The organism is Microcoleus harperi Pol14_C6 (assembly GCF_036701295.1).
GTDB lineage: Bacteria > Cyanobacteriota > Cyanobacteriia > Cyanobacteriales > Microcoleaceae > Microcoleus.
Window position 1 is genome coordinate 166,308 of sequence record NZ_JAUBQN010000003.1, and the last position, 24,899, is coordinate 191,206.

Annotated in this window: 20 protein-coding genes and 2 pseudogenes; 11 read left to right on the plus strand and 11 right to left on the minus strand. The window is 46.9% G+C overall.

The window, feature by feature from the left end:
• Window positions 1-150: 150 nt before the first annotated feature.
• Both QUA27_RS03980 and QUA27_RS03985 read left to right on the plus strand, forming a co-directional pair.
• Window positions 151-459, plus strand: a complete 309-nt coding sequence (locus tag QUA27_RS03980; protein ID WP_333066480.1) for a DUF1830 domain-containing protein — start codon at window positions 151-153, stop codon at window positions 457-459.
• Window positions 460-533: 74 nt separating this feature from the next.
• Window positions 534-884 (plus strand): late competence development ComFB family protein, encoded by a 351-nt coding sequence (locus QUA27_RS03985; protein WP_333066481.1) that lies wholly within the window; start codon window positions 534-536, stop codon window positions 882-884.
• A gap of 82 nt (window positions 885-966) precedes the next feature.
• On the opposite strand, the gene QUA27_RS03990 is transcribed toward QUA27_RS03985, so the two are convergent.
• Window positions 967-1,320 carry a DUF6464 family protein gene (locus tag QUA27_RS03990; protein ID WP_333066483.1) on the minus strand — a complete coding sequence of 118 codons (354 nt, stop codon included), beginning with the start codon at window positions 1,318-1,320 and terminating at the stop codon, window positions 967-969.
• Between the two features lie 410 nt (window positions 1,321-1,730).
• Window positions 1,731-2,462, minus strand: a complete 732-nt coding sequence (locus tag QUA27_RS03995) for a sucrose-phosphate phosphatase (RefSeq protein WP_333066485.1) — start codon at window positions 2,460-2,462, stop codon at window positions 1,731-1,733.
• A 171-nt stretch (window positions 2,463-2,633) separates the two neighbouring features.
• On the opposite strand from QUA27_RS03995, the gene QUA27_RS04000 reads away from it, so the two are divergent.
• Window positions 2,634-4,877 carry an iron uptake porin gene (locus QUA27_RS04000; RefSeq protein ID WP_333066487.1) on the plus strand — a complete coding sequence of 748 codons (2,244 nt, stop codon included), beginning with the start codon at window positions 2,634-2,636 and terminating at the stop codon, window positions 4,875-4,877.
• Between the two features lie 586 nt (window positions 4,878-5,463).
• Here QUA27_RS04000 and QUA27_RS04005 read toward each other — a convergent pair.
• Together QUA27_RS04005 and QUA27_RS04010 are read right to left on the minus strand one after the other, a co-directional pair.
• A complete protein-coding gene (locus tag QUA27_RS04005; RefSeq protein WP_333066488.1) occupies window positions 5,464-8,805 on the minus strand; it encodes a PAS domain S-box protein in 3,342 nt (1,113 codons plus the stop codon).
• A gap of 406 nt (window positions 8,806-9,211) precedes the next feature.
• Window positions 9,212-9,871: an HAD family hydrolase gene (locus QUA27_RS04010; protein ID WP_333066489.1), complete on the minus strand. Its 660-nt coding sequence runs from the start codon at window positions 9,869-9,871 to the stop codon at window positions 9,212-9,214.
• Between the two features lie 108 nt (window positions 9,872-9,979).
• On the opposite strand from QUA27_RS04010, the pseudogene QUA27_RS04015 reads away from it, so the two are divergent.
• Both QUA27_RS04015 and QUA27_RS04020 read left to right on the plus strand, forming a co-directional pair.
• Window positions 9,980-10,744 (plus strand): annotated as a pseudogene (locus tag QUA27_RS04015) (Uma2 family endonuclease).
• Between the two features lie 293 nt (window positions 10,745-11,037).
• Entirely contained in the window at window positions 11,038-12,846 is a 1,809-nt protein-coding gene (locus QUA27_RS04020; RefSeq protein ID WP_333066490.1) for an aspartate kinase, read from the plus strand.
• Between the two features lie 78 nt (window positions 12,847-12,924).
• Here QUA27_RS04020 and QUA27_RS04025 read toward each other — a convergent pair.
• Window positions 12,925-13,365, minus strand: a pseudogene (locus QUA27_RS04025) (hypothetical protein).
• A gap of 88 nt (window positions 13,366-13,453) precedes the next feature.
• On the minus strand, window positions 13,454-14,506 hold the full coding sequence (gene dcm, locus QUA27_RS04030) for a DNA (cytosine-5-)-methyltransferase (protein ID WP_333066491.1): 1,053 nt from the start codon (window positions 14,504-14,506) through the stop codon (window positions 13,454-13,456).
• A 340-nt stretch (window positions 14,507-14,846) separates the two neighbouring features.
• Here dcm and QUA27_RS04035 point away from each other — a divergent pair, with 340 nt between their 5' ends.
• On the plus strand, window positions 14,847-15,230 hold the full coding sequence (locus QUA27_RS04035) for a DUF4346 domain-containing protein (RefSeq protein ID WP_333066492.1): 384 nt from the start codon (window positions 14,847-14,849) through the stop codon (window positions 15,228-15,230).
• 174 nt (window positions 15,231-15,404) lie between these two features.
• Here QUA27_RS04035 and psb32 read toward each other — a convergent pair whose 3' ends face one another.
• A complete protein-coding gene (gene psb32, locus QUA27_RS04040; protein ID WP_333066494.1) occupies window positions 15,405-16,127 on the minus strand; it encodes a photosystem II repair protein Psb32 in 723 nt (240 codons plus the stop codon).
• 132 nt (window positions 16,128-16,259) lie between these two features.
• On the opposite strand from psb32, the gene QUA27_RS04045 reads away from it, so the two are divergent.
• Window positions 16,260-16,490, plus strand: coding sequence for a hypothetical protein (locus QUA27_RS04045; RefSeq protein WP_006635545.1), 231 nt, complete (start codon window positions 16,260-16,262; stop codon window positions 16,488-16,490).
• A gap of 145 nt (window positions 16,491-16,635) precedes the next feature.
• Here QUA27_RS04045 and QUA27_RS04050 read toward each other — a convergent pair whose 3' ends face one another.
• Window positions 16,636-17,181, minus strand: a complete 546-nt coding sequence (locus QUA27_RS04050; RefSeq protein WP_333066496.1) for an NADPH-dependent FMN reductase — start codon at window positions 17,179-17,181, stop codon at window positions 16,636-16,638.
• A 326-nt stretch (window positions 17,182-17,507) separates the two neighbouring features.
• On the opposite strand from QUA27_RS04050, the gene ftsH reads away from it, so the two are divergent.
• On the plus strand, window positions 17,508-19,442 hold the full coding sequence (ftsH, locus tag QUA27_RS04055) for an ATP-dependent zinc metalloprotease FtsH (protein WP_333066497.1): 1,935 nt from the start codon (window positions 17,508-17,510) through the stop codon (window positions 19,440-19,442).
• A 147-nt stretch (window positions 19,443-19,589) separates the two neighbouring features.
• On the opposite strand, the gene QUA27_RS04060 is transcribed toward ftsH, so the two are convergent.
• Window positions 19,590-20,210 (minus strand): M23 family metallopeptidase, encoded by a 621-nt coding sequence (locus tag QUA27_RS04060; protein ID WP_333066500.1) that lies wholly within the window; start codon window positions 20,208-20,210, stop codon window positions 19,590-19,592.
• A 209-nt stretch (window positions 20,211-20,419) separates the two neighbouring features.
• On the minus strand, window positions 20,420-20,605 hold the full coding sequence (locus QUA27_RS04065) for a hypothetical protein (protein ID WP_333066503.1): 186 nt from the start codon (window positions 20,603-20,605) through the stop codon (window positions 20,420-20,422).
• 33 nt (window positions 20,606-20,638) lie between these two features.
• On the opposite strand from QUA27_RS04065, the gene QUA27_RS04070 reads away from it, so the two are divergent.
• Entirely contained in the window at window positions 20,639-21,019 is a 381-nt protein-coding gene (locus tag QUA27_RS04070; RefSeq protein WP_333036846.1) for a hypothetical protein, read from the plus strand.
• A gap of 167 nt (window positions 21,020-21,186) precedes the next feature.
• Here QUA27_RS04070 and QUA27_RS04075 read toward each other — a convergent pair whose 3' ends face one another.
• Window positions 21,187-21,996: a phytanoyl-CoA dioxygenase family protein gene (locus QUA27_RS04075; protein ID WP_333066505.1), complete on the minus strand. Its 810-nt coding sequence runs from the start codon at window positions 21,994-21,996 to the stop codon at window positions 21,187-21,189.
• 169 nt (window positions 21,997-22,165) lie between these two features.
• Here QUA27_RS04075 and QUA27_RS04080 point away from each other — a divergent pair, with 169 nt between their 5' ends.
• Window positions 22,166-23,614 (plus strand): RecQ family ATP-dependent DNA helicase, encoded by a 1,449-nt coding sequence (locus QUA27_RS04080; protein ID WP_333066507.1) that lies wholly within the window; start codon window positions 22,166-22,168, stop codon window positions 23,612-23,614.
• Window positions 23,615-23,810: 196 nt separating this feature from the next.
• Complete coding sequence (locus QUA27_RS04085; protein ID WP_333066508.1) at window positions 23,811-24,776, plus strand: RluA family pseudouridine synthase; 966 nt, start codon at window positions 23,811-23,813, stop codon at window positions 24,774-24,776.
• Window positions 24,777-24,899: the final 123 nt, after the last annotated feature.

Sequence of the window (24,899 nt, forward strand, 5' to 3'; positions counted from 1 at the left end):
ACAAAAATTAATAACTGAAGATGTGATTGGCGCTCTCGAATAACACCCCAAAAATAAGTCGGTCGTTTGCTCGAGAGCCAAACTCGCAATTGCCACTAACAGGCAAAGCCAAGTCTCAGTTAGTTTTTGAAAGAGTGTGGAGATTTTTAAATGTCTGATCGGCTATCTTATAAAGGTAACAACCAGATTCTGTGCTATTACGCAAATGTTACCAACCTAGTTCAGGTGGTTCGGATTGGGAACATTCCTAATTGGTACTTTGAAAGAGTGATGTTTCCGGGACAGCGACTGATGTTTGAAGCTGCTGCAGAAGCAGTCTTAGAAATTCACACTGGTAGGGTGCCATGTGCTATTTTATCCGACAAGATTCCCTGCTACGTGCTGCGGGTTATAGAAGAGGTAAGTTCCGAGTTTGAGCTGGCGATTACCGAAGAACGATTGGCGGTATTAGCCGGTTAAAATTCATGAGAAATCAGACCAGATCGAGAACGACCGCAAAAATATTAGTTAACGAGTGTTTGGGGACAGGGAAAATGCAGAAAAATCTTGTCAATATTACCTTAGCTGTAGTCACAGAGGAAGTAGAAATTATCTTGGAGTCTTATCCGAAGCACCCCTACCAACAAGCTTTTTCGCCTTCGGGATTGCGACAAGATTTAATTGCTTATGTGCTCAGCCGAGTTCCTAATAGATATACTGCGCTCGACTCCGGCGAGTCTGTGTCAAACCAAACAGTTCAGGTTCGCTGTTCTTCAGAACAGTTGCTGCACATAGAAAATTTGATTCATACTGGAATTCGCGAGGTGCTGCACAGCTATCAGAAGATAGATTACCGCCTGCCTGAAGAAGTTAAATTTGATTCGAGAGTTGCTAGTTGGTTTTGATAGTTTCTGGTAAATGAGGGAGACGCCGAGATTCTCGGCTCTCTCGGGTGGGCGAGGTGGAATTGTTTACTAACTCGATGGTTCAAGACTTTTGGTAATCGCAACAGCAGTTGCACGGGCCATTGGGATTGACAGCACAGCGCAGAATTTCCGATCGAGCATTAAAGCGGCAGCTAGCATCTCCGATAACCCAGATGCCGCTTACAAAAGTTCTTTCCGTCGGCGGTGTGGCCGACTGCACGTACAGGGCAATTTTTTGCAGTCGGTAGCGGCCGGATTTGAGTTGATAGCGGTGGTGGCGTTCCAAAACAGCGTAGGTTTGTCCCTCTAAATCTAGATAGTTCCCCGGTTGTGGCGTCCAATCCAGCCGAATGCTACCTAAATATTGGCGGGGGTGAGAGAGAATCACCTCTACGGGTAAAGTATTTTGTTCCATGTGGCGGTGCGTTCGCGAACTGAACTAAAGGGGCAAATAGTGGGCTAAACCTACCTCTTATTCATCTAGAAAGATCAGTTTTTCTAGAGAGATTAATTTAGGTTGAGGCGCTAAACTTAACTATAGAACCTTTGGCGATCGGCGGATAGCCGACTAACCAACAGGGTAGGAAATAAACTTCAACTCGCTTGAGCTAACTAAAGTTAAGTTCGATTAGGTTTTATAAAGCAGTACACGCTGATGATATCGCAACTCGCAGGTTCGATCGATACGCGGTTGAGATTCCTCAACAGATTTTAACGGTTTGCAGGACTTGAGGTGCTTCGGGTGCGTTTGTACTGAGGACTTCAGTCCTGTGATTGGTATGAGGACTGAAGTCCTCAGTACAAACCAAACCGAATTTTTGGCAATCAAAATTCCCAAAAATATGCCATTCCTTCCATGATTCCCCAAGCGCAAGCAGAACCAGCTAAATAATGATTTGTTGTGCCAAATTCGCGATGCCATTCTAAGAGTTCTGACAGAGCATTAGCGACGATTACTCCCCGGACATCCTGTTCAAACATATTGATATCATTGCCAGAATCACCGCAAACTAATGTTGCCTCAGATGGAATTTGTAGGCGCTTTTGTAAATAAGTAAGGGCATTACCTTTATTGCTAGTTTGCGGTAAAATATCCACATCGCGATTGCTGCTAAAAATGATTTGAGCTGGCAGTCCCGATTCAGTTAATTTTTGCTGCAAAGCCTGGACAGTCGAGCTATTTTCTGCTGCTGGTTCCAAACAATAACTGATTTTCCAAGGATTTTGTTCTTTTAGGGATTGGGGTTTAAGCTGGGAAAACTGCTGAGCTAAAGAGGCGATCGCCATTTTATCCCAGTCTTGAGAAAGATATTCCGCCCAATCTAAGTCGAGGGTTCCGTCGTGGTAAATTTCGCTGCCTACACCTGCGATCAAATAGTCTGGTTCTAGCAGTTGCTTTTGGGCAATTAATTCGCAAGTTGAAGCATAAGAACGCCCGGTAGCGTAAACCAAACAAATTTGCGACCGCTGTGATTGCAAGCGCTGGTTGAAAACTTGAGTTGCTGCGTCATCTCCGACTAGCGTGTTGTCTAAATCTGTAACTAATAAAAACTTCATTTGGGGAATTAGTCAGGAGTCAGTAGTCTTCAGTCATTAGTGATTGGGAATTGCTCGCTTCCTAAAATAATTTTAACTATTTATAAGAATTTGTTAAACCAACTACATTTATAAGCAAGCTTATCGGTTAACATTGGCCAGATTTAATTTTCAATAAGTGGTGTGAGTTTTATGGTGAATAATGCAACCTCCGTTAAAGCTTTTTGGCTGTCTTTCTTGATTTCTGGTGCGGCAGTGCCTTTGGGGCCGATCTCCGCAACAGCTCAAATTCAGGATACCTCAACTCCAGAAGTTGCGCTAGAAGCGAGTGCCGTCCCGGAGGCTAACCCAGACGCAGCGCTGGCAGCAGTTAAGGTTGAGATACCGCCGTTAGTAGCGATTACCGCAGCAGAGGCTAACTCAGCAGTCGATCGCCCTTTACCCGATACAGATGCAGCATGGGTGAATCGGGCTTTACCCGAAACAAATATAGCAACAGTCGATCGTGCTTTACCTCAAACAGATGCAGCAGTCGATCGTGCTTTACCCGAAACAGATGCAGCAGTCGATCCGGCTTTACCCGAAACAGATGCAGCAGTCGATCCGGCTTTACCTGACACAGATGCAGCATGGGTGAATCGCGCTTTACCCCAAACAGATATAGCAACAGTCGATCGTACAACAACAGCCCCAGAAATAACAGAGGCAATTCGCGAATTGCCCCCAAAGAAGTTAGAAATTGCAAACTCTCCTCAGTCTCAACAAGTTGCTGAAGCCAGCAAAGTTGCCGACATCAGCAGCGAGACGGGCAGCGCTGATGACCTCAGCATACAAGAAGACGCAGCACAAGTCACCTCTGTTTCCCAACTGTCCGACGTGCGACCGACAGATTGGGCTTTTCAAGCCTTGCAATCCTTAGTAGAAAGATACGGCTGCATTGCGGGATATCCAGACGGCACATTCCGAGGCAATCGAGCAATGACTCGGTATGAATTCGCCGCCGGATTAAACGCTTGCTTAGACCAAATTACCAAACAGCTTGGCGGTTCTACTGGTAATTTAGTCAAGCGAGAAGATCTACTTGCTTTGCAAAGATTGCAAGAAGAATTTGCAGCAGAATTAGCTACATTGCGCGGTCGGGTAGATGCTTTAGAAGCCCGCACTGCCGAATTGGAAGCCAATCAATTTTCAACTACCACTAAATTAAACGCATTTGCTTGGTTTAACCTGACTGGAGCTTTTGCGAGCAAGCGAGTCCGAGTTGAAGCAACAAATGGAAATGCTGCTCCGCTCGATCGAGTAGCCGGACGCGATCCTGTCACTAACAGACCCATTGTGCAGAGAGTGGACGACCCAGAAATCACTTTTAGCCAGTTAGTTTGGTTGACCCTCACTACTTCCTTTACAGGGAAAGACGAATTGATTACACAGCTAGCTGTAGGTAACGGCAATTCCCCAGCCAATCAATATACTTCTACGGGCCTGTTCAATACCTTTGGCACTCCTTTTCTCGACCAGACTGCTGGGGTGAATCCCAATGAAGTTACCCTGCGAGAACTTTCCTACCGGTTCCCGCTTAGCAACCGCTTCCAAGTAGTAGTCGGGCCGAGGATTAATTTCTACCGCTACTTTGACAACAATAGGTTTAACTTTTTCGTAGACGGTGCGAGCAGCTTTAATTCTAACAACAGCCCTTTGTTAAGCGCTACCAGACGGGGTGCCGGTGCTTTGGTTTTGTGGGATATCAGCCGCGCATTGAAACTGCGTTTTGGCTATTTGGGCGAGAGTACGGAATTTTTGCCCACTTCCGTTTTTAATTCGGCTTCCAATCCGTCTCAAGGCTTGTTTGGTGGGACAAATACGACTACAGCAGAATTAACATTCAGTCCGAGCGATCGGACTAATTTGCGTTTTCTGTACAGCCGTTCCAACATCCAGCAAATCGGTGGCTTAATTGGATCTCCTAACAGCAAGCCGTTAAACGGTGTGGCAGATGACGGTTTCGGCGGCCGCCTGGGCAATTCGACGGCGAATACTTATAGTTTCAATTTCGATTGGTTAGTCGCTCGCCGCTTTGGTCTTTTCGGCCGCTACGGTTACGCCGAAACCAATATATTTCCCAAGACTAACCGACCCGACGGCACGATCAAAAATCAATCTTATCAGTTAGGACTTGCATTTCCCGATTTGTTCAAGGAAGGAGCTTTGCTTACGGTGTCATATTTAGTACCTTTTGACTTTACTGGCGGTCGGAGGTTTCTGGTTTCTGGCGGAGGAAATGGCGGTACGCAGTACGAAATTGAGGCAACTTATTATTTGCCTCTCACCGACCATATTTCGATCGTGCCAGCATTTTATGCGATCAGCAATGCCAATAATTTCGATAACAACCCGACAATTTTTGTGGGCAATTTGCGGACGCAGTTTAGTTTTTAATTCAATTAGGACTTACTGGAACATAATTATAGTTTTTTTCAGTTGAGTCAGGTAAACATTAATAATGGGTAATGGGGTGCTGACTGGAGATTACCTGACTCATTGGAAAACTGCTATATGTAAGGTACGCCTGAAACACCTTACTGCGTTAGATCAAATCTGTTAGCATCGGAATTCTTCCTATCTCTCTTCTCGACCTCTGCGTGAATCAGCGTCAATCCCTTGTCATCTGCGGTTAATACATTCTCTTTTTTAAACCGCAGATACAGGCAGATCAACACAGATTAACGCAGATAAATTCTATCAATTTCGGTGACACCATCCATCCGTGATTGTTGACTGTTGACTGCATTTGACTATTCCAATGCAACCGGAATTGATATTAGACTAGGGTGTCAAACCACTGATAGCAAATCCGCGCTTCATCGTCGGGCGTAAAATCGAGTCAACAGTCAACAATCAACCATTCTTCAGTTTTGCGACCCCGAGTTAACCGCCAACAGTCAACAGCCAACAATCAACAGTCAACAATCATGAGGAGTGCAACCGGAAGTGATATGATATCCTGATTAGCGCCGTCCTGATGTCAACGAATTGGAATTTCGATGATAAATTCAGTGCCTTTACCGGGTTCTGAGAAGCACTGCAATTTGCCGTTGTGTTTTTCAACGACAATTTGGTGCGAAATTGATAAACCCAAACCTGTGCCTTTACCTACGGGTTTTGTGGTAAAAAACGGGTCAAACAAACGCACGATCTGATCTTCGGGAATGCCCAGACCGTTGTCTTTGATCCGAATTAAAATGCTCTTGTCATCAATCGTTTCAGTTTGAATGGTAATAGTAGGAAAGATAGAAGTTCCGGTGTCTTTGGCTTGGCTGCTGCTTTCTTCCAAGGCGTCGATCGCATTTGCCAATACATTCATAAATACCTGATTTAACTGTCCGGGATGACAGTTTATTTGCGGCAGTTCTCCGTATTCTTTAATCACTTTAATGCCCTGCCAGTTGGGTTTTGCTTTCAGTCGGCTGTTTAACATTAACAAGGTACTATCTAAACCTTCGTGAATGTCGGCAGTCTTGATTTTAGCTTCGTCCGCCCGCGAGAAATTTCGGAGAGTTTGAATGATTTCTACAATTCGTTCGCATCCGGTCTGCATCGAATTGAGCAACTTGGGCAGATCTTCTGCTAGAAATTCTAAGTCTATATCATCGGCTTGCTGCTGAAGTTTGGCTGGGGGATTTGGGTACTCTTCTCGATACACCTGTACGATTTCTAATAAGTCTAGAACGTAGCCTCGGACGTGGCAGAGGTTGCCGGCGACAAAGCCAACTGGGTTGTTAATTTCGTGGGCAATTCCTGCTAGCACCTGTCCGAGGGAAGACATTTTTTCGGTTTGTACTAACTGCATTTGAGTTTGCTGCAAGTCACTCAAAGCTGTTTGCAGTTCTTGGGACTTTTGTCGATCGCGATCGGCGGCGGCGGCCCGTTCTTCCTCAACTCCGATCGCCCCGGCAATAATTCCGATCAGCTTGCAGTCGGCTTCTGTGGGCGCCATCGACTCGGTGTTGACAACGCACACCGCACCCACGTAATTGTCGCCCTGCCGCACTGCTTGTCCCAGATAGCTTCGCAGTTGGTAGCGGATGACAGCGGGATCGGTTTGGGCGTAGATCGTGCTCTGCAAGTCAGGAATCGCCACAGCCCGATCGCTTCCTTTGCTCCATACGTCAGTGCAGATGCGGCCCTCGGCGCGATCGACCAGGGGGTAGTCCGACGGCGCTTGCCAAGTCGCGATCGCTTGCAGCAGACCGCCACCTAAACGGCTGTAGATGGCGCAGCTTCCGCCTAAAAGCTCACCGGCTAAGGATGTCAGGCGCTGGATGTTCTCAGCGGCGTTGGTGGTGAATCCCAAAAAGCACTCGTTGATTTTGCTGAGGCGGTACTCTGCTTGCCTGCGCGCCGTCATGTCGCGGGAGTTGATCACAATTCCTTTCACAGCGGGGTCTGCTAGCAAGTTGATGGCGACGCCTTCTAGAAAACACCAAGAACCGTCAGCGCGGCGGAACCGACCTTCTATGGCGATGGGATCGCCTGGATTTGCCATCAGTTTTTCGCCGTCGGACATCAGGGAGGGAAGGTCGTCAGGGTGGATGAAATCGACGGCAATTTGACGGGCGAGTTCCTCTGGTTCGTAGCCCAACACTTTTTCTACAGAAGGGCTTTCGTAAACAATGCGACCGCTGGCGTCGAGAATAGTAATGATGTCGGAACTGTTGAGAATTAGCGATCGCCACTTAGCCTCATTTTGAAACAAAGCTGACTCGGCTTGTTTGCGATCGGTAATATCCTCTACCATTTGCAAAATAAACTGCGGTGTTCCCTGACTGCTGTCGATGACAGAGGCGCTGAGGCGTCCCCACCTGATGCTGCAGTCTTGGCGGAGGTAGCGCTTCTCGATTTGGTAAGCTTCGCGGGAGCCCGCTGCCAACTCTTGGCGCAACTGGCGCGAAACTTGTGCGTCTTCCGGGTGCGTGCAGTCGTCGAGGCCGACACCGCGCAGTTGAGCTTCCGAGATACCCAGCATAGCTTGAAATGCCGGATTAGTGGCGATCGCAACACCTTCGAGGGTAGCGACTACCATGCCGATCGCAGCGCGTTCAAAAATTGCCCGAAACCGCTGTTCGCTGTCTCGCAAAGCTGCGTCCGCTGCCACTTCCTGGGTGATGTCCCGCCCCGCGACGGCCAAACCTTTGCGCGAACCGTCGGGGTTGAACAGCGGCACTTTCCGCACTTCAAACAAATTGCTGCCGCCTGTGGGCAAGGGGACAATCTGGCGGCTGGAGGTAAGAGTGCCTGCTTGCCAGGTGGTTTCGTCGGTTTCCTGCCAAGTTAGCAGGATTTCTCTGACTCTGGGATCGGCGGCGGCAGCTAGTTCGGCAGTAGTTTTACCCTGGTAGTCTGAGGTTTCCCAGCCCAAAAGTTGGAGGGCGCAGTCGTTGGCAATCAGCCAGCGCCCCTCGCTGTCTGTGAGGTTGATCGCGTCGGGTACGGCGTTAATCGCGGTTTTCAACCAGTATTCTTGATTTCGCAGGGCTGCTTCGGCTTGTTTGCGATCGGCGATTTCGGCGACGGTTCCTTCGTAGTAAAGGAGTTCGCCGTCTTCGTCGCGGACTTCGCGCACGTTTTCCGAGATCCAGGTAGTGCTGCCGTCTTTGCGGCGGACGCAGGACTCAAACTCTTTCAGGGAGCCATTTTTGCTGATTTCTGCCGTGAAGGAAGCGCGGCGGGCGCGATCGGTGTAAAGGTTTTTGGCCGAACATTTTGCGATCAGTTCTGAGGGGGAATCGTAGCCGTACATTTGGGCGAGTGCCTGGTTGGCGCTGAGGTAGCGCCCGTCTGGGGCGGTTTGAAATATGCCTTCGGTGGCGTTTTCAAAGATGCTGCGGTATTTTGCCTCGGCTTGTTTGAGGGCTTCTTCTGCTTGGAAGCGATCGGTGATATCAGATTGGACGCCGATGAAGTGGGTAACGAGCCCGCTGCTGTCGCGCACCGGCGAGATGGTGAGTTCGTTCCAGAAGGCGGTGCCGTCTTTGCGGTAGTTTTTCAGAACTACTTTGCAGTCATGCTGTTCTTTCAGGGCGACGCGGATTCGATCGACGGCTGCGCCATCGGTATCCGGGCCTTGCAGGAAGCGGCAGTTGTGCCCGATTATTTCGCTGCGATCGTAGCCTGTAATCCGCTCGAAAGCCCCGTTGCAGTAGACTATAGGCTTGTCCGGCCGGGTAGCGTCTGCGATCGTGATGCCGTTGCTGGTAGCTGCCATGGCGCGATCGTACAGCCGAAATACTTCTTCTATTAAATTCGGTGTGCCGCCAGTACGAGTCGGCGATAGCGTTTCAGAAGGAATGCTTATATCTATCTGCATGAGTTTCTATAAATTGAGTTTATTGTAGATCCCGACTGGCAGCACACCCTAGACTTTAACATAATTGCCTGTTTTCCACAGGCAGAAGTTAGAAGGCTATTGTGCAGAATTTGGGCGGTAAATTCTACCTAAAAAAAATCTGGCTTCCCTCGTTTTTTTCCTCTTTGCTTCTGCCTTGTGCCTTCTACCTTCAAAGGAATCCTACTTGTTAATTTATAATAGCTGTTCTTGGGATCACTCTATCTTTAGTATGGTTTACTTGGCAGGGTTTAGGTAGCTTACAAATTCGCGTATTATTTTTTTTATTGAATCAAAATTAGATAGCCGGAGTCTCTATTGAAATATTTTAAATAAAAGACCTATGATTTAAACGATTCAAAAGATACTAATAAAAAACCCGTAAGAATTAATGTTGAACGAACATAGCAATTTCTGAAATATCGTCGATCGCGAAAGTCGGTTCTAGGGCGAGACACTGAGCGCGATCGCCATATCCGTAAGTCGCCCAACAAACATCTATCCCAGCATTTTTAGCAAAGAGCAAATCTATCGCTGTATCGCCAACCATTAAAATTTGACTGTTATCCAACTCCGGGAACAGCGGTTTAATAATCGAGTGAAAAACCGCCGGATTTGGTTTCATGATTATTTCTCCATTGTCACCTAAAATTAAATCAAAAAAGCTGTGAACTTTCAATTTTTGCAGTAACAAATTCACAAAACTAACGTGTTTGTTGCTAAAAACTCCCAGGCTCAATCCCGACTGGCGCGCCAACTGCAATACTTGCTTGGCCCCGGTAAATAACTCTACCTGCTTTTCACCTTCCGTCCGATAATAAGAGCGGTAAGTTTCAACCCATTCAGGAATTGCGCTTTCCTCGATCGCCGGATGGAGGATTTTAAAAGAATTTGGTAAATTGATGCCGATCGTACCTATAATAGTATCAGCAGCAGGCGGGGTAATATTGAAAGTTTCAAAAGTTTTGGTAAAGCAAAATACAATAGCTTTGTGAGTAATTGCCAAAGTGCCGTCGAAGTCAAAAATAATTAATTTGTACTTACTCATATTTCGGAAAATTTTCTATATAGCAATAGGATGTTTCCAATGACCTAATAGCCTTAATCTCTCCTTCACCAATTATAAGTAAAATTTCTCAACATTCAAGAGGTCAACATGAGTGTCACCGAAAAACCAGAAATTATAGTAACAGATTTCCCCGACCACACTCAATTACCAGACTCCGACGGTACTTTTGTGAAAAACTTCCAAGAACATCCTCAAAGCATCCTGTTAACAACATCAATTCGACCCATTTTAGACCAAATTCATCCCGACGGACAATACTGCATCGGTCAAGATTCCGGTATTTACTGGCGAGTGGCCCAACCCCCGGAACCGCCAGAAAGAGCAGCCCAAGCACGTGATTGGTTTTACGTGCCCGACGTGCCGCCAACTCTTGACGGAAATCTTCGCCGCTCCTATGTCATGTGGCAGGAATTAATGCCGCCTCGGATCGTACTTGAATTTGTTTCTGGCGATGGCAGTGAAGAAAGAGATAGGACTCCTCGGCAGGGCAAATTCTGGATTTACGAACGGATAATTAGACCTGCTTTTTACGGCATTTATGAAGTCAAAAAGGCACAAGTTGAAGTGTATCATTTGGTAGAGGATCGGTTCGAGTTAGTTGCACCAAATGAGCGCGGACATTACCAGATCGCACAAATAGGAGTGGAATTAGGCATTTGGCAAGGGGTTTATCAGGGTGTAGAACTGCCTTGGCTGCGCTGGTGGGATGCTTCCGGGAATTTGCTGCCGGCCGCCGAAGAGCGGGCATAACAAGCCGAATTAGTGGCAGAACAAGAACGACAAACGCGCATAGAAGCTGAGTTGCGAATTCAAGCTTTAGAAGCGCGTTTGCGAGAGTTAGAAGGACGGTAATTCGATTTTAGATTTTAGATTTTAGATTTTAGATTGGGGATGACTGATGATTATCGGGGTTGGGTTCTTCATAAGTCATTCGCAATTCTTCAATTCTTCAATCAACAATCTAAATTCGCATAAGTCGCAGATTCCGGTAGGGAGACGGCATTGCCGTGTCTCTAGGAATATCATGTGCTGTAAAAACCCGATCGCCTAGCAGCCTCCTCAGAAACGATATAAACATTCATCGGTTATTATCAAAAATTTGCGTATATTAACTTAAGTATTGCATCACTTTTTGTGTAAGTCCTATGGCACTAATTGTTCAGAAATATGGCGGAACCTCGGTTGGCACAGTCGATCGCATTTTGGAGGTAGCCCGACGAGTTGTAAAAACAGCACAGCTCGGCAACTCTCTGGTTGTCGTACTTTCGGCGATGGGCAAAACCACCGACGGTTTAGTTAAACTCGCCAAGGAAATTTCCGCAAATCCCAACAAGCGGGAAATGGATATGTTGCTTTCCACTGGGGAACAAGTCTCGATCGCACTTTTGAGCATGGCATTGCAGGAAATGGGACAGCCCGCAATTTCCCTCACCGGCGCCCAAGTCGGCATTGTCACCGAAGCCGCCCACACCCGCGCCCGGATTTTGCGAATCGATCCAAATCGGCTGGAGAGTCAGTTAAAAAGCGGTAAAGTCGTTGTGGTGGCGGGTTTCCAAGGTATCGCCGATGCCGGAGAATTGGAAATTACCACCTTGGGCCGCGGCGGTTCCGACACAACCGCAGTAGCCTTGGCTGCAGCGCTGCGGGCCGACAGGTGCGAAATTTATACCGACGTGCCCGGAATTCTGACTACAGATCCGCGCTTGGTTGCCGACGCGCAATTAATGGACGAAATCACCTGCGACGAAATGCTGGAATTGGCGAGTTTGGGCGCAAAAGTCCTCCACCCGCGCGCGGTAGAAATTGCCAAGAATTACGGCGTGCCGCTGGTCGTGCTTTCTAGCTGGAGTGACGCCCCCGGTACGCGGGTAGTATCCCCCCCACCGCAACCCCGGCCTTTGGAGGGCTTGGAGCTCGCAAAAGCGGTGGATGCGGTGGAATTTGACTTAGATCAGGCGGGGGTGTCGCTGCTGCGTTTGCCAGATCGCCCCGGCGTAGCTGCGCGGTTATTCGGTGCGATCGCGCAGCAAAACCTCGATGTAGACTTAATTATTCAGTCAATTCATGAAGGAAATACTAACGATATTGCCTTCACCGTGACGCGCAAATCTCTGCAACAAGCCGCCGCGGTTGCAGATGCCATTATCCCCGCCCTCGGCAAGAATTCTCGCCCCGAATTGGGAGAACCGGAAGTAAAAGCAGAAGAGCGGCCAATAGCTAAAGTTAGCATTGCGGGTGCGGGAATGATCGGTCGTCCGAGGGTAGCCGCGCAGATGTTTAAGACTTTAGCGGATGCGGGAATTAACATTCAAATGATTTCTACATCCGAGGTAAAAGTTAGTTGTGCGATAGATGCCGAAGATTGCGATCGGGCAGTTGCCGAACTCTGCAAAACATTTGATGTTGCCAACTCCCCTATTGGGCTGCGTTCCTCATCCCACAAACCGCCTGCAGTCCGCGCCGTTGCGTTGGATCTCAATCAAGCGCGTCTAGCAATTCGCCAATTGCCCGATCGACCCGGAGTAGCAGCAAAACTGTTCGGACTTTTAGCCGAGGAAAATATCAGCGTAGATACAATCATTCAGTCGCAGCGCTGTCACAATATCGACGGCATATTAACTCGCGACATTGCATTTACCGTAGCACAAATTGACGCAGAAGCTGCTAAAAACGCCCTCGAAAAAGCCGCCCCCGAATTTGGATGGGGCGAAGTAGCAGTCGATACACAAATTGCCAAAGTTAGCGTTGTCGGTTCCGGGATGGTAGCGCATCCGGGAGTAGCGGCAAAGATGTTTGAAGCGCTTTCCCGCCAGCAAATCAACATTCAAATGATTGCCACTTCCGAGATTAAAATTAGCTGCGTTGTGGATGAAGGACAAGGAGTAACTGCTTTGAAAGCAATTCACGCAGCCTTTGAACTTGCCGGCACCGAAAAAATCCAAGTTCCCGCCTAATCAAGTAGGGAAATGGCACTGCCGTGTCCTTAGAAAAATCGAGGAGACGGCAATGCCGTTTCCTAACTTTGGGTAACTTTAGTCCTTATCTTCAGCTTCTTGTGAAATTAAAGTCATTGCTTGATTAATAAGTGCCTCTTGATTCACTAACTGCGACAATTCTCTTGGTTCATAACGCCCTTCTTCCACTTCTAGGGAAGCTTTGTTAATAGCTTGTCGATACGCCATTTCTAAAACAATGAGTAACTCTTCTAGAGGTAAGTAAAATCCCGCGCCTCTCGGTCGCTTATTTTCCTCCTGAATTTCTAGAACCGAGTTCCTAATCGAGATATCCTAAGAGCGCGTTGTGCGATTTTCAGCTTGCTGTTTAATCAGATGTAATAGTAAAATCACTGCATAGATGCGAATAGTTTTAATGATGTCTTTTTTGCTCATTTCTTCTAGTTCTTCAACTATAGCTAATGACCCAGGTATATCCCCTTTTAGCAGTAAGCTTTTTAAGGTGAGTAATTCTTCCATAACGAGTATATCTATCTTGGGTGACTTATATTATAGCTCAAAGTTAGCGCTTGGTTAATGCTAAAATTGTTTAATAACCAAATTAATCTCAAGTAATAGTGTTAACTATACTCCCAACTGATTGCAGAAATCGGGAGTCGGGACATCTTTGTAGTTCCTTCTTTTCATCATACAATAAGTTTTGACTTAATATTTCTTTGGCGATCGCCTCCACCACCGGTACACAAACCGAATTCCCAATTTGCTTGTAACTTTCCCCCGCCGTCGGATAACTTTTAAAATCTTCAGGAAAACCCATAAGACGGTAACATTCCTTCAGCGTCAACTTTCTCACCATATCTTGCTCGGGAATGTAGATAAAAAACCTGCCCGATGTTTCTTGCGAAGGAATTGTCGGATGCACTCCATCTACCGAATATATGCGATTAGGCTGTCTGTGAACTCTTGATAAATGTTCTGTATTTGGCCGCACGCCAGTTTTCCAAGTACCTTTATTTCTGTAACCTACAAACAAAAGTCCCGAATCTTGCTTTCTCGGAGACTCAATTAAAGTATACTCGGATTTGTCCAATATTTCAAAATCCCCTGTCTCGTCTAGAAATTCCCTGAGTTGCAGAGGAAACTTGCTTTTAAGTCGAGAAAAATTGAATTCTTTACCTTTAGTTGCAATAATAAATATTCTTTCACGATGTTGAGGAATTCCAAAGTCTTTAGCATTCAACATTTTGTGATTCACGCTGTATCCCAGCTCTCTAAGACTAGCAATAATTACTTTTAATGTATTTCCCTTGTCGTGATGGATTAAGTGCTTGACATTTTCCAGAATGATAACTTTAGGCTGCTTGATTTTGATGATTTTACAAATCTCAAAAAATAGCGTGCCTCTAGTATCTTCAAAACCCAGCTTTTTCCCACAGATGCTAAAAGGTTGGCACGGAAACCCGGCGACTAAAATATCAAAGTCTGCTAAATCGGTGGGATTAATTTTACTGATGTCTGCAAAAGGAACCTCACCGAAATTTGTCTGGTAAACTTCTCGGCATTTGCTGTTAATTTCGCAGGAAAAAACGCATTTAAAGCCAATTTTTTCAAACCCTTGTCTGAAACCTCCTATTCCTGAAAACAAATCTATAAAATTCATTATGGCTCAGCTTTAACACAAACAAATCATCTATACAATAATAACCAATTTTGCATCTCATAGATAAGTGAGCAACGCCTAAAAAAACAGAATGATCAGATACGCGATTTCTTGAAGAAGTCGGAGATCTAACAGCGATCGCGTCTTAAGTTCACTCATCAATTTCTCTGTCGAGCCCGATCGACTGTAACATAGGAGCGATCGGCAAATTGCAGGAATTGTCGATCGCCCGAAATTTCCCCCCGCATTCAACCAACCAAGCTGCCAAACTTGTCCCGCAGCCGACTAAACTAGAAATAGCAAAAAAAATATAGCTATTGTTTACTTCCTTTCACCAACCATGAGTCAAACCTTGGAAAACCTCACCGCAATTGATGACAAGCTATCTAAACGCCACATCGACCTCGATCCAGGCGGCTACTTCATCATCTATCTCGATCGCGAAACCAGCTTAATTTGTGCCAAACATTTCACCAACATCATCGACGATCGAGGCCTCGCCGTAGATCCCGAAACAGGCAAACCCATCCCCGCCCGCGGCAAAGTAGAACGCACCCAATCCACACTTTTTACCGGCCGAACTGCCAAAGAACTTTGCGTCAAAATCCTAGAAGAAACCCGCCCCAGCCCGGTGACAATGTTAGATCACGCGGCTTATCTGGGACGGGAATTTGTACGGGCAGAAATTGCATTGTTGAGCGATCGAGAATACGTTCAAGATTAGTGCAGCCCTGCGATAATTTCTTGACAAAACGGCAACTTACTAGACTGGCATTGCATTCAGGCGATCGTTATTCTTGAAATAATCCGCGTTCATCTGTGCGTATCAGCCTGTCATCTGCGGTTGAGCTATCAAACATTTATGCAATGCAAGTCTCTTGCATCTGACAGCAACCTATTACGAAAAACCTTGATACCAGAAATAAGTCACCATCGGAATCACTGTCGCCAACACCAACAGCACAACCACAACAACTGTGGCATTGCCTTGATCTGTTTCTTCAGCTTTTTTAAACGTGCCTTCAACTTGAATGTTGTCAACAACTTCAGGAGGGCCCGGATCGGGTTCCCCCGACAAAACAGTTGCAATGCGCGTACTTGCAGCCGCAAATGCCTCGTTGTATTTATTCGCTTCCCGCAGCGGGACTTGCACGGTTTCCCCAGCTACACTTTGGGCAATTTCATCGGTTAGCAGGGATTTCACCCCTTCCCCCGTCCGAATTGCCGCGCTGTTGGTAACAGTGTCGAGAACGAGTAAAATTTGATTAGTCTGGTCTTCTTTTGCCGGGAACCACTGTTCAAACAGTTGGTCGGTAAAAGTGGCAGCCGTTTCGCCGTAGTCTAAGCGGTGGATGGTGACAAATCTGACTTGTTTCCCTGTTTTGTTTTCCAGGTTGTCGAGCACGCTGCTGATATTGCTTTCGCTGCTGCGGCTGAGCACGTCGCCTTTGTCGAACACCCAAGTTCGATCGCCCGCCGACAACACGGGCATTTCGTAAACGCCAGTCGCCAATGCCGGCAATACTGCCATCTGGGATGCGATTAGGGCGATCGCGATCGCCGCCGCCAAAGATTGGAGATATTTTCTCCAGTTAAATAATTGCTTCAGGAGTCTGGTCATGAGGTTAACCGTAAAACTGACTTTTTTCCAAAAATACTATAGAAACCCCCGTAAAATTCATTTTATGCAGGGCAATATTTACAATTAGCTCGCCAGTGGAACTCCCCGCCCGATTATTTTAGGATTCTAACTATGGAACCAGCAGACACTTATAAAGGTTGGATTATTCAATCCCAGAAAGTCTTCTACGTCGAGGTTTGGGATAGTCGCGGCAACCGCCACGTCGCCGTCCAAAATGCCAAGACTGAGGAGGAAGCTTTGGAATTGGCCAAAAAGTGGATAGACAAATATGAGTCAAAACCCGGAAGAATGCCGATCGACGTACCCCATCCTTTCGGAGACATGATCGATATGCCATTTTAACTCAGTTGACTGTTGACAGTTAACATTACAGCTTGTCGGGTACTCTACTAGAGACAAAACCTCTTCAAATCGAGCAATTATTGCAACTGACGCATCCGAAGAATAGGCCAGTTGCGTTTCGGACTGCATTTGTCATGAGATAAAATTACGAAATTCCTCGCAATTTCCGCGTATTTTCTACCAAACTCCGAACAAATTCGTCGAATCTTTCAGACAGTTTTTCATCCAACAATTTACCATCAGGACTAAAAGCTTTCCAAGCTTGTCCGATCGCAATTTGTTCGGGAATTACCCAAGCGTGCACCCATCGCAAAATCACGCGCAAATCGTTGAGTGCGTTGTTGTTAACTTGCCCTCCCAAAACGCTAATCCCACCCGCAACTTTCCCGTCCAAATGCTCAAAACTCATCAAATCCAAGGCATTCTTGAGAGCACCGCTGATGCTACCGTGATACTCCGGCGTTGCCAAAATCAAGGCGTCGGCTTGCTTAACCGCATTCTGCAGCTTTTCCACATCCGGATAATCGAGATAATCATTCTCACCATTGCAGAATGGCAGATTGAGCGATCGCAAATCGAATATTTCAACTTCCGCGCCCAGGGCTTGCGCCCGTTCTGCTGCCACCTTCAACGCTAACTGGCTGTAGGAGCCAGCCCGCAAACTTCCACCAATGCCGACAATTTTTACCATAAAGCTTAAAAACAATAACTGCTTTTCTAAAACGTACTCATTACGACTATGATTAATATAGCAAGTTCGATCGACAACTGTCAAGTAAAGTTTCCGATGTAGAAAATAGAAGGAAGAACAGAAGGTTATGGGTAGAAGGGGTGAGTGCTCATAAGCCCGGTCAGGGAAAACAGACTCGGATCGTTCACAAGCCACTATTTTGAGGGGTTTCTTAAGATGCCCGCAAGAGATAAACCCATTCAACACCCGCCATCTTGTTAAAATAAATGAACGTAGCAAACCGAAAGCGGTCAATCTTGGCACTCTTCAACCTTGGGCAAAGCAATATGAAAAATTCTTGGAAACACGCATGGCTGGGGCATCTAGCTGTAAACAAAGACAAATCGAGCCAGAATCCTAAAAAATCAATTCCAGGACGGAATCTTTGGCGCATCGTGGGCAGTTTGGTGATTTCTCAAGGAATATTGCTCTCGACCCCGGTGTTTGCCGAGAGCGCGCCAAACACCATGAGTTACAGCCAACTGATCGACAACATAGAAAAAGGGCAAGTCAGTAAAATCGAAGTAGACGAAACTCAAAAAATTGCCAAGGTTAGGCTAAAAAATCAAAAAAGCGATCAAACCCAATCAGTTAGTCTGTTCGACTACAACAACCGAGAACTGTACTCGCAAATCCGCGCCAAAAAGATTGACTTTGAAGTCAAACAAACAGCCGACAACGCCGCCGCAGTCAGTTTAGTAGTAAACTTGCTAGTGATTTTTGCAGTGTTGGCAGTGCTGATGGCAATCCTGCGCCGATCGACACAATCTCAAGGAAATGCCATGAACTTCGGCAAATCCAGAGCCCGTTTCCAAATGGAAGCCAAAACCGGCGTGATGTTCGACGACGTAGCAGGCATCGAAGAAGCTAAAGAAGAACTGCAAGAAGTCGTAACCTTCCTCAAAAAACCCGAACGGTTCAACGCCATCGGCGCAAAAATTCCCAGAGGAGTTCTGTTAATCGGGCCTCCGGGAACAGGCAAAACCATGCTGGCAAAAGCCATCGCAGGCGAAGCAGCCGTCCCCTTCTTCAGCATCTCCGGTTCCGAATTTGTAGAAATGTTTGTCGGAGTTGGCGCCTCCCGCGTGCGTGACTTGTTCCGCAAAGCTAAAGAAAATGCCCCCTGCATCGTCTTCATCGACGAAATAGACGCCGTAGGAAGGCAGCGCGGCGCTGGTATCGGCGGCGGGAACGACGAACGCGAACAAACTCTCAACCAGTTGCTGACAGAAATGGACGGCTTTGAGGGTAACAGCGGCGTGATTGTGATTGCAGCTACCAACCGCCCCGACGTGCTCGATACCGCCCTGCTGCGACCCGGCAGGTTCGATCGCCAAGTAACGGTAGATTTACCCAGTTACAAAGGGCGTTTGGGGATTTTGCAAGTTCACGCGCGCAACAAAAAACTCGACCCAGAAGTTGCCCTAGACACGATCGCCCGCCGCACTCCCGGCTTTTCCGGCGCCGACTTGGCAAACTTGCTCAACGAAGCAGCAATTCTTACCGCGAGGCGTCGCAAAGACACGATTAGTAACTTAGAAGTTCACGACGCTATCGACCGGATCACGATCGGGCTTACCCTCAACCCGCTGCTCGACAGCAAGAAAAAGTGGATGACAGCATACCACGAAGTCGGACACGCCCTAGTCGCGACCATGCTCAAAAATGCCGATCCAGTTGAAAAAGTAACGATTATTCCGCGTTCCGGCGGAATAGAAGGCTTCACTAGCTTTGTTCTCGACGACGAAATGCTCGACAGCGAAGGTTTGAGGAGTCGGGCTTTGCTGTTAAACCGAATTAAAGTAGCTTTGGGGGGACGGGCGGCGGAAGCAGAAATTTATGGCGATGCTGAAATCGACACTGGTGCCGGTAGCGATCTCAAAAAAGTTAGCAGTCTCGCGAGGGAGATGGTAACGCTTTATGGAATGTCGGATTTGGGGCCTGTGGCTTTGGAAAGTCCGAACAATGAGGTGTTTTTGGGCCAAAACTGGAATTCGCGATCCGAGTATTCCGAAGACATGGCAATTAAGATCGATCGGCAAGTCCGGGAAATTGCCTTTGAGTGCTACGAAGAAGCTCGCCGAATTATCCGCGAAAATCGGGCTTTGGTAGACAAACTTGTCGAAGCGCTGTTGGATGAAGAAACGATCGACGGCGATGAATTCCGCCAAATTGTTGAGCGGTACACCGAGTTGACCAAAAAAGAGTTGGCACCAACGTAAAGAGTCATTAGCCATTAGTCATTAGTTATTCAAGTTTGTAGTGATGACTTGATTCCTCATTCCCGAAAAAATCAGGACTTTAGTCATTACTACAAACCAAAAAAATGACTACTAACTAATGACTAATGACTACTAACTAATGACCAATTAAGATTGTTGCGCGTACATTTCCCGGAGTACCAAAGCCGGGTCTACCCAGCGGCCGCCGTACTTCAGTCCCCAGTGCAAGTGAGGTCCACTCGTGCGGCCAGTCATCCCAACTCTGGCAATTCTCGCACCCGCAGGCACTGTTTGACCTTGCCAAATTTGCACGGTACCTTCGCTATCGGTATAATAACGCCCGCCGTTAGCTGTTAGCACTCGGCCTCTGAGGTGACAGTAGATGTGTTCCCAATTTCCCGATCGCACCACCATACCAGTGCCGCACCGACCATCTTCCCAAACTTCCACAATTTGGCCGCCCCACCAATTGCGGATATAGCTGCCTTCCGGGGCCGCCATGTCCAAACCGTAATGAAAATCCCCGCCACGGGGGCCGAAGGCGGAAGTGTATGTTTCAAAGTTTTCGACTGGAAAAGAAGCTTCTTGCCACAAATTACCCGTCGCTACTCTGCTTGGTAAGCCTGACTGAGCTTTGACTACCTGCTGCTGCAAATAAGGGCCGATCAACACAATGCCGATCGAAAGTGCCACCAGCAGCATCTGTCTGAAACGAAAAAAGCGTTTTGCCGTCAGCGGGCCTCTAGAGTCTTGCAGGATTTTTTTCACGGCTCAAAGTTAAATGTGTGTGGGAGTTTGCGTTGTCTGTTAGGCTCACATTTTGCACCCTTGTCAGTCAATAAAGCTTTCCGGGGCGGGCTTTCCGTCCCACCAAAAAAATCATTCTTTGTGGAACGGGCATCTTCCCCGTTTCTGAGTTTCTGAGAAGGGTGCAAGATGTAAGTTATGCCAATTCGCTGCAAGATTGGCTTTGAGCTCTACTCGCGATCGCGAATCAGTTTAATAACAACGTGTATCTTACTCCATCCAAAACCCGTGTCAAGGCTTCCGGGTAAATGCCCAGGGGCGATAAAAAAAAATTGGCCGAGGAATTCGTGCTGCGGTTGAATTCGATCGAGCTTTTGCTTGAGACTATAGTTAAGTTCGGGGATTTTGGATGACATCCAAAATCTTAAATTCATCACCAACATCAAGCAATGCTTACTGAAATTTTTCCCTTTAGTTTTGCCATAGACGCAACTGCCATCGCTGGTGCGTCCTTGTGGTCTTTGGCCCTGTACTGGGGCCTGTCGCCCGTGACAGAATGGGTAATCCTGCAACTCAACCGCTGGATGAATTTTGCCGAGAGATCCCTCTACACCTCGGAAGCCGAGTTTGAAAGAACCCGCCAAGCCAGAGAAGCCCAAAATGCCTTTTATGCTTCCCTGTTGAGCATTTTGCCCTTTTTGATTGTGGGCGGATTGTGCAATTGGGGCGTGGAATTGTCTCTGGGCACTGGTTGGGCGGTATCTATGGGTACGATCGCCTGTATTGGTGGCGGCGTGTACGAGCTCGGCCGTCGTGACGGTCAATCTTAGGCGATTTTAGATTTTGGATTTTGGATTTTGGATTCCTCAAGATATTCGGAGATTTACCAGCCTCTAGAATTGATCGTAATCTCAAATCCAAAACTCCAACTCTCACATAAATATGACATTTCCCGTTTATTTGTCGATCGCGCCTCAAACAAAATTAGCAATGTATTTTAACCGTAATTTGACTCAGGATGTTTACCCAAAAGCCGCAGTTGCCGTTCAGTAGCGGTAGCGAGAATTTCGGGATTGAACTGCCACGGCCAAGGCGAAAATTTCTGGGCGATGTTGCGGTGGGAATAATGCACTTGCAGTAAGTAGCGAGTTCCATCTGTTGTCGTATTTTTGCCGCCGGAGTGCCAAATTTCACTGCGGAAAAACAGCACATCTCCTGCTTTGCACAAAACTGGTTCTGGGGAGTGTCCGTTCCAAGTTTCTTCCCCGCGATCGGGTTTTCGACCCGATTTGTGACTACCAGGAATAATGTAGGTAGGACAGAGGTCTTCTGCGATGTCGCTGAGATAGAAATGGGCTGTACAAATCCATACTGGCAGTTGAAAAGTGCCATCGGCAAACACGCTTTCGGGTACGGGTACAAATACCTGATCGACGTGGACCCGCCAACCGTCATAACCGGGCCCGCTTTTCCACGCAGTCATGCCGATAATATGGCAATCGCTGCCCATTAATGCTTCGGCTAACTCAATTATTCCAGGTCGATCAGCATAGGAAAGCCACAGGCGATCGCGATTAAAAACGCACTTAAAATGCTGGTTCAATTCACTCCAACTGCTACCATCGAGTCCGAAGGGTTGCAGGCGATCGAGTGCTTCCTTGGTTTGCGCCACTTCCGACGGAGTGAGTACACCAGGAATCAGCGCAAAACCATCTTCATGCACCGCATCTACCGCCCCCGCGGCATCGAAAAGATCACAAGTTTTTTGCCGATAGCTGAAAACTTCGCTTAACGTGCTTGCGTTCATAATTCAAAAAGTAAAATTATTAACTGTTATTAAATTAACACTTATTCTGATCTATACTTGCATACTATAAAACGAGCGACCCGGTTTATTGGTAGATCAGGACTTACACAAAATTTAATTATGTAGGACACGCACTGCTCACATTACGTCTGATTTGGGGATAAATCAAATGAAATACCAACCCGAACCAATATCATTAAATCAAGCCCGCGCGGTCTTCCAAAAAATCTGGGGATACGACGACTTTCGACCACCCCAAGGAGAAATAGTCGCTAGTTTATTAGCCGGAAAAGATACAATTATAATTATGCCGACAGGTGGTGGCAAATCAATCTGCTTTCAACTGCCAGCTTTGTTACAAACAGGCTTAACTTTGGTAGTTTCGCCGTTAGTCGCACTGATGGAAAATCAAGTGCAAGAATTGCGCGATCGCAATCTCTCCGCTTCCCTCCTCCACAGTCAATTGCCAACAGCGCAGCGCCGACAAACTATGCAATCGCTGCAACAAAACAAATTAAGATTGCTGTACCTGTCTCCCGAAACGTTACTCAGCAAACCTGTTTGGGAAGTTATCAGTCAGCCGCACATCCAAATCAACGGTTTAATATTAGATGAAGCTCACTGTTTAGTACAATGGGGTGATACATTTCGACCAGCTTACCGCCGTTTGGGAACAGTGCGGCCTGCTTTGTTGAAAGCTAAACCAGCAAATAGTAAAATTGCGATCGCAGCTTTCACCGCTACCGCCAACCCGGAAGCACAGCAAACAATCAAAAATGTCTTGCAACTGCAAAAACCCGAAGCCTTTCTGCTAAGTCCCTACCGTTCTAACCTGCACCTGCAAGTGCAAACAGTCTGGACGCCGAGAGGACGCAAACAGCAGTTATTAAATTTTATTAAAGCTCGACCAAAACAAGCAGGTTTAGTCTATGTGCGCACCAGAAAAGATAGCGAAAGCTTGGCGGATTTGTTGGAGGCAGCAGGTTATGAAACAGCAGCATATCATGCAGGTTTGAGTCCAGAATCACGACGAAAAATAGAAACAGCTTGGCTGAACAATGAGCTTAAATTCGTGACTTGTACGTCAGCATTCGGGATGGGAATTAACAAGCCAGATGTCCGGTGGGTTGTTCACTTTCAAGCACCTTTGCTATTATCGGAATACATTCAGGAAATTGGTAGAGGCGGACGCGACGGCAAATCGGCGATCGCCCTGACATTGATTAGCGAACCGACGGGTTTGCTTTATCCTGAAGATAAACAAAGAGGGCAATTTTTTCAAGATAAATTGCGATCGCAATACCGAGAAGCTCAGCAATTGGCGAAAAAACTGCCAGTTAAAGGCGATATAGAAGCAGTTTCCCGTGAATTTCCCGAAAGCGATCTCGCCCTTTCAATCTTGCACAGTAGCGGACAATTAACATGGCAAAATCCTTTTAATTATGCGATCGATAAATCTCCACAGCAAAAAGTGGAAAAATTAAATTTTACCGCAGCGGAAGAAATGGCAAAATATCTCAAACATCGCGAGTGCAGGTGGCAATTTTTGCTGCAAGCTTTTGGGTTTGCAAAGGAAGCTACATCAATGCGCTGCGGCCACTGCGATAATTGTCGATAGAATTGACTATTATACTCAAACGACTTAACCACTCGCATCCAAGAAACCGGGTTTTTTACCGAATCTGCAGACCCAAAGGAAGTATTACTGTGAAAAAACCGGGGTTTCGACGTACCGGTGCGATCGCGAACTAACTCACAGATGTTATGATTAAGATATTTGCTTTACACACTTGGCAAAAAATAGTAAAAAGTAAATGATAGAAACAGACACTGCGGCAAAGATTTACACAGTAGAAAATACAGAGGAATTCAATCGCAGTAATGTTAATCAGCGATTAGATATTTGGCTGTCAAACCAGATACCGGACTTATCCCGATCGCGAATCCAAACTCTCATATCACAAGGCAACGTCAAAGTCAACGACGAAACCTGCACCTCGAAAAAAATATCAGTAAAAACGGGCGATCGCATCCAAATTATCCTACCCGAAATCCAAGCCACAAACTTGCAGCCCGAAGCAATTCCCCTCGACATTCTCTACGAAGACGACAGCCTAATTATCATCAACAAACCAGCCGGATTAGTCGTCCACCCAGCCGCCGGACACCAAGACGGTACATTAGTCAACGCCCTGTTAGCCCACTGTCCCCTAGCAGAAATAGGCGGAGTTCAGCGGCCGGGAATCGTGCACAGATTAGACAAAGATACAACAGGTGCGATCGCGATCGCCAAAACCGACATAGCCCACCAACATCTGCAAGCCCAACTGAAAGCCAAAACCGCCCGCCGCGAATATTTAGGCATAGTTTACGGCGCTCCCAACACCGAAACAGGCACAATAGACCTACCCATCGGGCGGCATCCCACAGACCGCAAAAAAATGGCAGTAGTACCAGTAGAAAAAGGCGGTCGCCCCGCAGTTACTCACTGGACAATCAAAGAAAGAATCGGCAACTATTGCTTAATGCACTATCAATTAGAAACCGGCCGCACCCATCAAATTCGCGTGCATACAGCGGAAATAAAACATCCGATTGTGGGCGACCCGATGTACAGTTCCAACCGTTCCATCGGCGTCAATTTAACCGGACAAGCCCTCCACGCATGGCGGCTGACTTTGCAGCATCCCGTAACCGGAGAATTAATAGAGGCGATCGCACCTTTACCCGCTCAATTCAACACTTTGTTAAAAATATTGCGGTTGCGGGCTAATATTTGATAATTGGTATAACAGTCACCAAAGCTGTTATGACAAGTCGCCATCAGACGCTTGCAGAGCCTTGATCCGATTTTTGTCCTCATCTGCCTGTTTGCTGCTATAACTAGATCAAAAGCTTTACTT